The organism is Streptomyces anulatus (assembly GCF_000721175.1).
GTDB classification, from domain to species: Bacteria; Actinomycetota; Actinomycetes; order Streptomycetales; family Streptomycetaceae; genus Streptomyces; species Streptomyces anulatus_C.
In genome coordinates this window covers 1-9429 of the sequence record NZ_JOEZ01000070.1, presented here as the reverse complement: position 1 = coordinate 9429, position 9429 = coordinate 1, and the positions used below count along the sequence as shown (strand labels likewise).

At 67.5% G+C, this 9429-nt stretch carries 8 protein-coding genes; 6 read left to right on the top strand and 2 right to left on the bottom strand.

Going from position 1 to position 9429, the window contains the following annotated elements:
* Positions 1-660: 660 nt before the first annotated feature.
* The 3 genes from IG90_RS0138185 to IG90_RS0138175 all read left to right on the top strand — a co-directional run bounded on the left by IG90_RS0138185 (position 661) and on the right by IG90_RS0138175 (position 4922).
* Positions 661-3186, top strand: a complete 2526-nt coding sequence (locus IG90_RS0138185; RefSeq protein ID WP_078585556.1) for a DEAD/DEAH box helicase — start codon at positions 661-663, stop codon at positions 3184-3186.
* A gap of 158 nt (positions 3187-3344) precedes the next feature.
* Positions 3345-3953, top strand: a complete 609-nt coding sequence (locus IG90_RS44605) for a hypothetical protein (protein WP_157846399.1) — start codon at positions 3345-3347, stop codon at positions 3951-3953.
* Positions 3954-4664: 711 nt separating this feature from the next.
* The gene (locus tag IG90_RS0138175) at positions 4665-4922 is read left to right on the top strand and encodes a hypothetical protein (protein ID WP_233436212.1); all 258 of its coding nucleotides are present in this window, start codon (positions 4665-4667) and stop codon (positions 4920-4922) included.
* Positions 4923-5002: 80 nt separating this feature from the next.
* On the opposite strand, the gene IG90_RS0138170 is transcribed toward IG90_RS0138175, so the two are convergent.
* Positions 5003-6031 (bottom strand): YaaC family protein, encoded by a 1029-nt coding sequence (locus IG90_RS0138170; RefSeq protein ID WP_030595670.1) that lies wholly within the window; start codon positions 6029-6031, stop codon positions 5003-5005.
* 649 nt (positions 6032-6680) lie between these two features.
* On the opposite strand from IG90_RS0138170, the gene IG90_RS46555 reads away from it, so the two are divergent.
* The 3 genes from IG90_RS46555 (at position 6681) to IG90_RS46550 (ending at position 8699) form a co-directional block, all read left to right on the top strand.
* On the top strand, positions 6681-6914 hold the full coding sequence (locus tag IG90_RS46555; RefSeq protein ID WP_051860443.1) for a hypothetical protein: 234 nt from the start codon (positions 6681-6683) through the stop codon (positions 6912-6914).
* A 917-nt stretch (positions 6915-7831) separates the two neighbouring features.
* Positions 7832-8506, top strand: a complete 675-nt coding sequence (locus tag IG90_RS40320) for an ATP-dependent DNA ligase (protein ID WP_233436211.1) — start codon at positions 7832-7834, stop codon at positions 8504-8506.
* A gap of 10 nt (positions 8507-8516) precedes the next feature.
* The gene (locus IG90_RS46550) at positions 8517-8699 is read left to right on the top strand and encodes a hypothetical protein (RefSeq protein WP_233436210.1); all 183 of its coding nucleotides are present in this window, start codon (positions 8517-8519) and stop codon (positions 8697-8699) included.
* A gap of 117 nt (positions 8700-8816) precedes the next feature.
* On the opposite strand, the gene IG90_RS0138145 is transcribed toward IG90_RS46550, so the two are convergent.
* On the bottom strand, positions 8817-9008 hold the full coding sequence (locus IG90_RS0138145) for a helix-turn-helix domain-containing protein (RefSeq protein ID WP_030595664.1): 192 nt from the start codon (positions 9006-9008) through the stop codon (positions 8817-8819).
* Positions 9009-9429 lie beyond the last annotated feature (421 nt).

Below are 9429 nucleotides of genomic sequence, written 5' to 3'. Positions count from 1 at the left end.
GAGCGGGTCCCTTCGGGCTGCGCCCGAAGAAGCGAACCGGGTCGCTGCGCTCCCCGGCCGCTCCCGCTCCGCGTGAGCGGATACGGCTCGCTCCGCTCACCGTCAGGCGGCACGCGCTTCGCGCGCCCCGCCAACCGTAGGGCATCCGGCCCGCGTTGCGGGCCGGGGCCGGCCTCCGGCCGGCCCCGTAGCCTCCGCTGCGCTCCAGCCATACCCGGCGCGCCCCCAAATCCCGTACGAACTAGGCGTGCCACGCTCCGCACGGCCCACCCACGGGCCTCACGGCTCGAGCAGCAGCAAGAAGAGGGAGGGGTGACGGGCCATCGGGAGAGTGAGAGGCCGAACCGGGGGTCGTGGGGCCGAGTTGACCGCCTGTCAGAATGCTTTGCGGGGTGGCTATAAGGCAACAGTAGCAGAATTCAGCCACGTTCGAGGGACTTTCAACGTTCCTAGTGCTTCACTTTGAAGCACTAGATAGACTCTGGACTCAGACAACACCACTACTAAGGGAGCTGGGCCGGTTTCCGATCACGCTTCCGAATGCTGGCCCGAGGCTGTGACCCGGTTCCGGGTGAGGTTCACCGTAGCCGATCACAGGCCGTCTACGTGTAGGTTTCTCGTTCCCTGCCCAGCCGAGAGCCCAGGAGAAGGCAGACGGATATGTCGACCACAAGCCGAACCGATCAGCGTGAGGCGGCGCAGCAGGAAGCCGTTGACGCGGTTGTCCGTGCCCTCGAATTGCCTGCAAGATCTCTTGCGCCCGAGAGGGGGCTCCGGACTCAGGTGATCATGGCGACCGGGTCCGGCAAGACCCGGGTCGCGGCCCGCAGCGCAGAGAAGCTCCATGCGGGCCGCGTGCTGGTGCTCGTCCCCTCGCTGGATCTGCTCACCCAGACCGAGGCCGCGTGGCGCGAGGCAGGCCGTACGGGCCCGATGATCGGGGTCTCGTCCCTGCGGGGCGAGGACGTGACCTTCCCCAGCACCACGGACGTGGAGGAGCTGGTCGACTGGGTGCGGCCGTTCGACAAGGTCACCGTGTTCGCGACGTACGCCTCCCTCGGGCTGGGCACGCTGGAGCGGGCGCACAAGGCCGGCCTTCCGGGCTGGGACCTGATCGTGGTCGATGAGGCGCACCGAACTTCGGGTCGGATCGGCAAGCCGTGGGCCGTTGTCCACGACAACACCCGTATCCCGTCCCTGCGCCGCCTCTACATGACCGCCACGCCGCGCCTGTGGCAGCTGGACGAGGATGCCGACCAGGGGGCGCCGGGCGAGCTGGTGGCAAGCATGGAAGACGATCCGGACGGCCTCTTCGGCAGCAGGGCGTTCACCCTGACCCTCTCGGAGGCGATCGACCGGGGAATCTGTGCCCCCTACCAGGTGGTGTGCGTAGACATCACCGACACCCAGCTCCAGGCCGCGCAGCTCCTGGGCGCTGAGGGCCGCTCGGACGAGGTCCGCGGGGCCCGACTGGCCGCGCTCCAGACGGCGCTGCTCAAGGCGTCGTCGGAGGAGGGCTTCCGGCGCACGCTCGTCTTCCACCACCAGGTCCGCGAAGCCGAGGCGTTCGCAGCCGGCCTTCCCGACGTCGCCAAGCGGCTGCACGCCGCCGACCCCGAGCTGTACCCGCGCACGATCTGGGCCAACTGGCTGTGCGGCGAGCACAAGCCGGGCCACCGGCGCCGGGTGCTGGGCGAGTTCGCGTCCGGGATCGCCACGGACGGCACGGTCGTGGAGAAGGGCTTCCTGGGGTCCGTGAAGGTGCTGGGTGAGGGGGTCGACACCAAGAACTGCGACTCCGTGTACTGGGCCGACGTGCGCGGCTCCATGCCCGACCTCGTCCAGGCCGTCGGCCGCGCGCTGCGCATGCAGCCCGGCGAGGGCAAGATCGCCTCGCTCGTGGTGCCCGTCCTGCTGGGGCCAGGCGAGACGGCGGACAACATGCTCACCAGCCGGGCATTCGGCGGCCTGGCCAAGCTGCTCGAAGCGCTCAGGGCACACGACGCCCGAGTCGTGGAGCAGCTCGCCGAGCAACAGGCCCCCAGCGCCTACAAGCCCGTCCAGAAGGCCACGCAGGGCCAGGAGACCCGGGGCGAGGGAGACGGGTCCGGCGGGCCGTCGACGCCCGCCCGGCAGCTGCTGAAGTTCTCCACGCCGCGCGACCCGGCGCAGCTGGCCGCGTTCATCAACCTGCGGGTCCTCAACCCCGAGCACGAGCACTGGCGGCGCGGCATCGAGGCCGCCGTCATCTACAACCGGCTCCACGGCGACCTCAAGGTGCCCTTCACCTACCGGGTACCCGGCGGCGACGACCAGGCGGTGGAGGCCGAAGGGTGGCCGGCCTCGCTCGCGGGCTTTCCCCTGGGGCAGTGGATCGCGGACAACCGGCGCTTCTACGCCCGCGGCGACATGGACGAGGACCGCATCGCGCAGCTGGAGAAGCTCGGCATGGTCTGGAGCCACTACGACGTCGCCTGGGAGGAAGGTCTCGCCGCCGCGCGCGGGTGGGCGGCCGAGGCGGGCCACCTCCTGGCACCGCTGGACGCCACCTACCAGGGATACCGGGTGGGCATCTGGCTGAAGAACCAGCGGGCCGCCGCCCGCAAGGCCGCCGATATCGAGCAGCGGCGTGCCGAGGGACTGCTAGTGGAGTCGGTGGCCGGGGCGCTGTCGGACGAGCGGCGCGAGCAGCTGGAGGACATCGACCCGTCGTGGTGCCCGAGCTGGCCGGTGGAGTGGCAACGGGCCTTCCACCTCGTCCGGCTCCACCTGGAGGCCGGCCGCCCGCTGCCGACCGAGCCCGACGAGGTCGTGCACCAGGGCGAGGATCTCGGGCGGTGGGTGCGCTCGGTCCGGCTTGGGTGGGACAACCTGACGACCGTGCAGCAGTGGATGTGCGAACAGGTCCTCGGGATCGAGCCCGCGTCCGAGGACGAGAAGCCCAAGCCGCGCCGTACGCAGGCTGACAAGTGGGCGCTGAACTACCAGGCCGCCCGGCAGTTCTTCGAGCGCGAGGGGCACCTGCGGGTACCAAGGAAGCACGTCGAACGGATCGTCGTCGGCGAGTACCAGGAGGAGCGGGAGCTCCGGCTCGGGGCGTGGATCGGGAACCAGCGGAGCAGGGCCGCGACGCTGTCCCCGGAGCGGGTGGAGCTGCTGTCCGCCATCGGCATGCGGTGGGCATAACCCCTTCCTCGACGTGCATATATCTATTCTTGAAACCCAGGGGGCGCGCTCCGCCTGTTACGCGCCCCCTAACAGTGAAATCCCTGTTGCCGTGGAACCGCAGGGATGTCTCCCACGTTCCTATGTGAAACGGAGTGGTGACCGGAAGGAGATCGATCTTGGACACCTTGATCACCATCCTGCCACCAACTGCACTGGTGGCGGGTGTCGCGCTCCTCATTTCTGTACTGCTGGCGCGGAGCCAGCGCCGTGAACGGCGATATGAGCGCGCACACGCACTTCTCAGCACTCTATCCACGAAGACTGCTGTTGACGACCGACACCTGCTGGGCACCTACCACTGGCGGAACAAGCCCATCACGAAAGGAGAAGTACGAGATGCCGTGATGCGCGCCTATTTCTCAATGCTCTGGCTCTTCAGCGATATTCAGAACGGACGCGCGTCCCTACTAGCCACGAACAAGAACAAGCGCGATGAAGCCATCGAGTACCTCGACAAAGGGCTTATCACCGTCGTCCTAGAGTACGTGTGCACTTTCTACACGATCAAGGCGAAGATGATCGAAGCGGACCCGAATGAAGAAGTATTTGAAGGGTCCTACGGAGATCACTTCTCAGAACTCTGCGCTGGCCTCGCCGAGGGGGTGAGTGATGACACGACGAGGCGAATGTTGCTGAGGGTGCATGTGAACAACACCGAGCAGTGCCTGTGCGGTTGCCACACCGTGAGACCACAAAGGACGGTGCGACGAGCTGCTGCAGCTTGAAGGCGCAACCTGTTCAACCGACAGTAACCATACCTAGACACCGATAAGGATAGATCCCACTCCGTTCCCTCCTCTCCCCCATACCGGGAGAGGAGGTTTTTGCGTTCCTGACCCGTAGCACGGGCCGATCAGGATCTGCCTCCCTGTGCGGACCCCGCGTATCCATCTCCGATGGCGAGCAACCAGGAACGAGTAACGGGACGGGGCAGGATGATCCAATCCCGCCCCGCCGTCGCCAGGTCACCCGAGTCAGCAGGTGGCACGTCGCCAACTCCCTTACTGGCATTCGACTCGCTGGAGGACCTCGACAGCGCAAGGTCCGGACGAGGTGTCCGGGCCTTCGTCGTGCCCCGGGATCTTTCCTCCCGGTCGCTGCTGTCCGGGTCCCGGCTTCCGGCCCTACGGGGTGAAGGGAGCCGTTCCCGGCAGGACGAGACGCAAGCACCCGAGTCCTGTCACTGTCCCGCCCGCCATGTCGAACTCACGCCGGAGGCAGTACCGATGACCACTCGCCAGACACCCAGGGCAACACCCGCGTCGATCGCCGCTACGCTGAACACGCCACCCTGGGCCAGGGCCGAGACCCCACAGGGACGCTCTCAGGCAGAGAGCAGCAGGACCGCCGACCGCGAGGCGCGCACCACTCCCACGCGGACGACACCACCACAGGTGTCCGCCGTCTCTGTTCCTCCGCCTCGTAGGAGACTCCCGATGTCTCGGGACCCGCACCCGCGCTCCCCCGTACCCGCCCGACCTGAACCGCCCAGCCCGCCCGGCATGGGCCTGCTGTCCGAGGCGCCGCCGCTGCTGTCGGTGCACGCTGCCGTGGTCTTCCTGGCAGCCGGCTTCATCGGCTTCATCATGGGCGGGCTCGTGTTCCTCTCCGAGAAGTCCGTGCCCAAGGCCGTCGCCGCGGGCTTGGGCTCCTTCGGGCTCAGCGTTCCCGTGCTGCACAAGCTAATCGGCTGATCGGCGGCGGGGCCGAGCTGGCCCGTCCTGCCCGGCCCCGCCGCTTCTCGGACGTCAGGCGGCGCTGAGCCATCCCTGGATCAGGTGCTCACCTCGATGATGGTGTCCGCGATCAGGATGGGCAGGTGGGTGATGGCGCGTTCCAGGAACCGTTCGATCGAGACGGCGTGCTGGCTGTTGTCGACGCTGATGTTGGTCACCCAGCTCGCGGGTTCGTAGCGGGCGAGCATCGACAGGGCGTACAGGACGGCCCACCAGGCCATCAGTGGGTGCAGCTCGCGGGTCATCGGGGCGAGGACGGGCAGGAAGTACCGCTGGCCCGCGTAGGGGCGCGTCATGGTCAGCAGGTACTCGAGGCGCTCGGCTGCGGTTGCCGATCCTTGGGGCATCTCCCAGTTGACCACCAGTTCGCCGCCGCCGTGGTCGTAGCGGGTGTAGTCGGGCGTCGCCTCACGTCCGAGGCTGAGGGCGTGGTTGGTCACGTAGCTCTCGTGCCGGGCGACGGCGGGGTACGAGATGAGGAAGTCGGCCAGTGCCTTACGGGTGCCGGCGTCGATGACCCGGTCGGGTATATCGCACACGGGGATGCTCAACAGGGGGTGCTCCTGGTGGTGGATGCTGCTCGCGGCCGCGAAGAGCGGGGTGGGCCGCTCCCGCTCGGTGAGCGGATAGCCGAGGTTCAGGGGCAGCAGGTCCCACATGTCCTCCAGGCGCATCGCGTCCTTCTCCCAGACAGGTGAGTCGAGTACCTCGCTGACCCGGACGAAGCTGCCGTGGGTGCCAGGCTGGTCGGTGCGGATCTCGATGTCGGGGAAGGACTTGTCGAACCCGGAGGCCTTGATCCCGTGGGTGACGAGTCGCCAGTTCTCGCCCTTGAGGGTCACTGCGGCGGCTGCGATGGCGCGGCCGGCCTGGCTGAGGCCGTAGAAGACCTGAAGGGGACGCGTCGCGGGACCCACGACGGCGGCGGCTCGGAACATCTGTTCGGTCTGCTCCAGGGCCGCCGCGTAGGTCTTGCGGCGGGATCCGGTTCCGGCCCTGCCCGGCGGATTCCAGCGGCTGGCCCGCAGCCGTTCCCACGCCTCATCGGCGTCCACATCGATGTACATGGCCCGGGACGCTACCCGCTGCTGAGTTGACCGCGCGGGTGAATTTTCCCTCGCGTACGCGGGCGCGAACCTAAGCAGGAAAGTCCAAATTGCTCAAACTTAACAGCTCTTGACAGCTTTTCAGATACTTCGTCAGAGTCTTGTTCGCCCGCTCTGGGCGGATCACGAGAGAGGAAGATCCCCATGGCACGACTGACCAAGTACAGCGAGAGCCAGGCCGCCGGACGCCTCCGGGTATCAATCACGGCCTTCCGGTAGGCGCGGCATACCTGCCTCGTCCCGGCCCCCGACGCCCCCTCCTCCCGCTGGTCGCGGGCCGCCGTGAAGGCGATGGATGCGGACGCAATCCGGACCGCGATCCCCGCGAGCCGATCACGGGCATCGCCGCCGCGGACCGGATCGCCACCGCGCTCGGCACACCGAACCCGGCCGCGCACGGCGAGCGGGCGAACGTCACCGCTTTCGTGGTCCGCCGACTCATCGCACGCGGCCTACTGACCGACCTCAGCGGCACCCCCGAGGGGGCGCTCGTCAACCCCGACCAGGTCGACGCCGTGTGCCAGCGCCATCGCCGACCTGGTCGCCACCAACACCCCCGCTCGGCCCTGACCAGGCCGCCGAACGCCTCGGTGTGCGGCGACTCGAGCACATGCGCACCCTGGGATGGATCACACCCACCGATTGGCGCGAGGTGCGGTACGGCACCCCACGGACCGGGGCGGTCGACGTCCCGATGTTCACCACGTCATCCGTCGCCGCGGTGGGCGCCGTGCACCCCGAGGTCGACTGGGAGCAACTGTGCAACCTCGGAAAGGGCCGGCGCTTCCCTCTCACTGCTCTGGTGAAGGCGCTGCAGGCCGACACCGGCCAGCTCACCGGGTGAGCTGCGAGGTCCGGAGCCAGTCGGGCACGCCGACTACCGGAAATGCTGATGGAACGCACCGGGAAAAGCCGGAATTCACCCGAACGAGGGACCCGGGGACGCGTGATCCCTGAATTACGCCCGGAATGAAGCGTGTTGCTGGGATTTGCCCCTATAGCCGAGTCGTTCGGGTGTCCCGAAAGCCCGTAGAATCTCCCCGAGCGTTCACCAGCGTGTCCACCTGTCGCATCCCTCCGGGTCATATGACCGGAGGAGAGCCCTCCGGCGAACCGGAAGCAGGTGAAACACCCGTGGGGGATGAGGATGAGCCGAACTGGGACTTCTGGACCTTCGTGGTCACGCTTCTCGCGTGGCTGTGCGACGTGATCACGAAGCGATAGGCCCCAGCCGGCCACCGCCTACAGGAGCCGCCTCCCAGCCAGGGGGGCGGTTCTTGTTTTGCCCGCCAGCCGAACCCCACCCTAGCGAATCTATGGATGCGTTCAGCTGCGGCACCATAGTACTAGACAGAATCTCTGGATCTCGGCATGTGATTTCCTTTCCGAGGACTCAAATCGCTCCTGGAAGCCTTCAGGGGCTTTCACGGGCCTCCAAAGCTCAAAAGTTCTGGGATTTGAAATCCTCGCATGCCCGTTTTGTTCAATTTCGTGGCGATTCTCGAAGCGCTGTACGGGCCTGCGCCACAAAGACATCCCGTCCTGGGGCCCGTTTTGCAGCCCTCGAGGACAGGCTGACGCGAGTACTTGCCGCAAGTGCTGACACAAGTACTGCCGTAAGTACGATCGCGCAGGACTGCGGCTGGCTCCGTGTGACGCATCGGGACCGCTGCGCCACTGATGTCACCTGCTCTCGGTGCGGGAGTACGTCAGCAAGCAACCGGTGCCCCAAAGGCGCAGGCTGATGGGGTGGAGTGGCCCGTGGATGTCGCCCTCGCGCGGTCCGTGACACAGCTGCCGACAGGTCCGTCGTGGGCCTACGAAATCAAGGTCGATGGCCACCGGACCATGCTGTGGCGGACCGAGGACGGCGTCCGGCTGCAGTCGCGGACCGGCCGCGACGTCACCGCGCTCTGGATGGACCTGGCTGTGGCTGCGATGCGCCTGCCTCCCGGCGTGATCCTGGACGGCGAGGCCGTCGTGTATCTCGCCGCCGACGACGGCAACGCGCGGATCAGCTTCGAGGCCGCGCAGTCCCGCGCGCTCTCCCGCCCCCGCCGGGCCCGGCAACTCGCCGACCGCCACCCCGCCACATACGTCGCCTTCGACGTCCTAGCCCACTCCGCGGCGGGCCTCCCCGACCTACGCCCGCGTCCATACGTGGAGCGCCGCCAGGTCCTCCCGGACGTGGTCGCCAACGTCGGTCCGCCGATCGCGCCGGTGTGCTCAACCACCGACCCGGACGAGGCTCTGCTCTGGTACGAGACGCTCGAAGGCACCGGCGTGGAAGGGATCGCGGCGAAGCCGCTCCAGTCGTCATATAAGGCGGGCCGCGTGTGGGCGAAGGTCAGACACACGGACACGGTCGACGCGGCCGTGGTTAGGTTCACCGGCTACCGCCCGGCACCCGAAGGCGCTCGTCGTACGGCTCCCTGACGGACGCGTTGTGCTGTCCCAGAGGCTGACCACGACGCTCGCATCTGTTGTCGGCCCGCGTCTGGTCCCCAAGACGGGGCGCGCGTTCACGAAGGCCGGCGACACCTACACGCCCGCCAGAGGTGACATCGTGGTGGAGGTCGTGGCGGGCACGCCCCGGCACGCGGTCGTCACCGCAGTCCGCCTGCGCTGACCCGACCACAATCATGGTTGCCGCCGTGGTCGGGCCGACCACGGCGGCTGGTGCTCCTGCGCGGAGCCGCGCATTTCAATGGCCCGTCAGCCTGGAGTTTCACCCGGTGAGCGGACGTCACGGGCGATCGGTGGACTCGATGCTCTCCGTGAAGTTCTCTCGCAGGTACTCCTGGACCGCTTGCTCGGGAACGCGGAACGAGCGTCCGACACGGATCGCGGGAAGGTGACCGGAGTGGACCAGGCGGTAGACCGTCATCTTGGAGACCCGCATGACAGCAGCCACTTCTGCGACGGTCAGGAAGACCACCTCGCTGAGGGGGCGTGCTGCCTCGGGTCGGCTCGGTTGCTCTGCGCTCTGCGGGCGGTTCCCGCGCCGTTCCTCCTTCGGCAGGGACATCATCATCTGGACGATCAGCCGTGTCTTACGTCGGGCCAGGCTCTGCTCATCGACGTCCACCACGGCTTCGGTCTGGTGCAGCATGTGCCCGATCAGAATGTCGGTCTCGAGGGTCCGCTCCTGCTCGTTCTCCGTCATACCTGCTCCCCCTCTCCCTCTCGCGACGCGCCCGCCTCGACTGATTCAGCTTCCAAGAGTCCGCCTACGGCCTCACGGAGCGCCTGCCGAGCCTTGGTGAAGTTCCCCCCGGGCCCTGGACAGCGGGTGTTTACGCTGCGGGGGTGAGGTCTTGCCTGAGCAAGGTTCTCGTTTCGAGTGGGGTGACGTACCC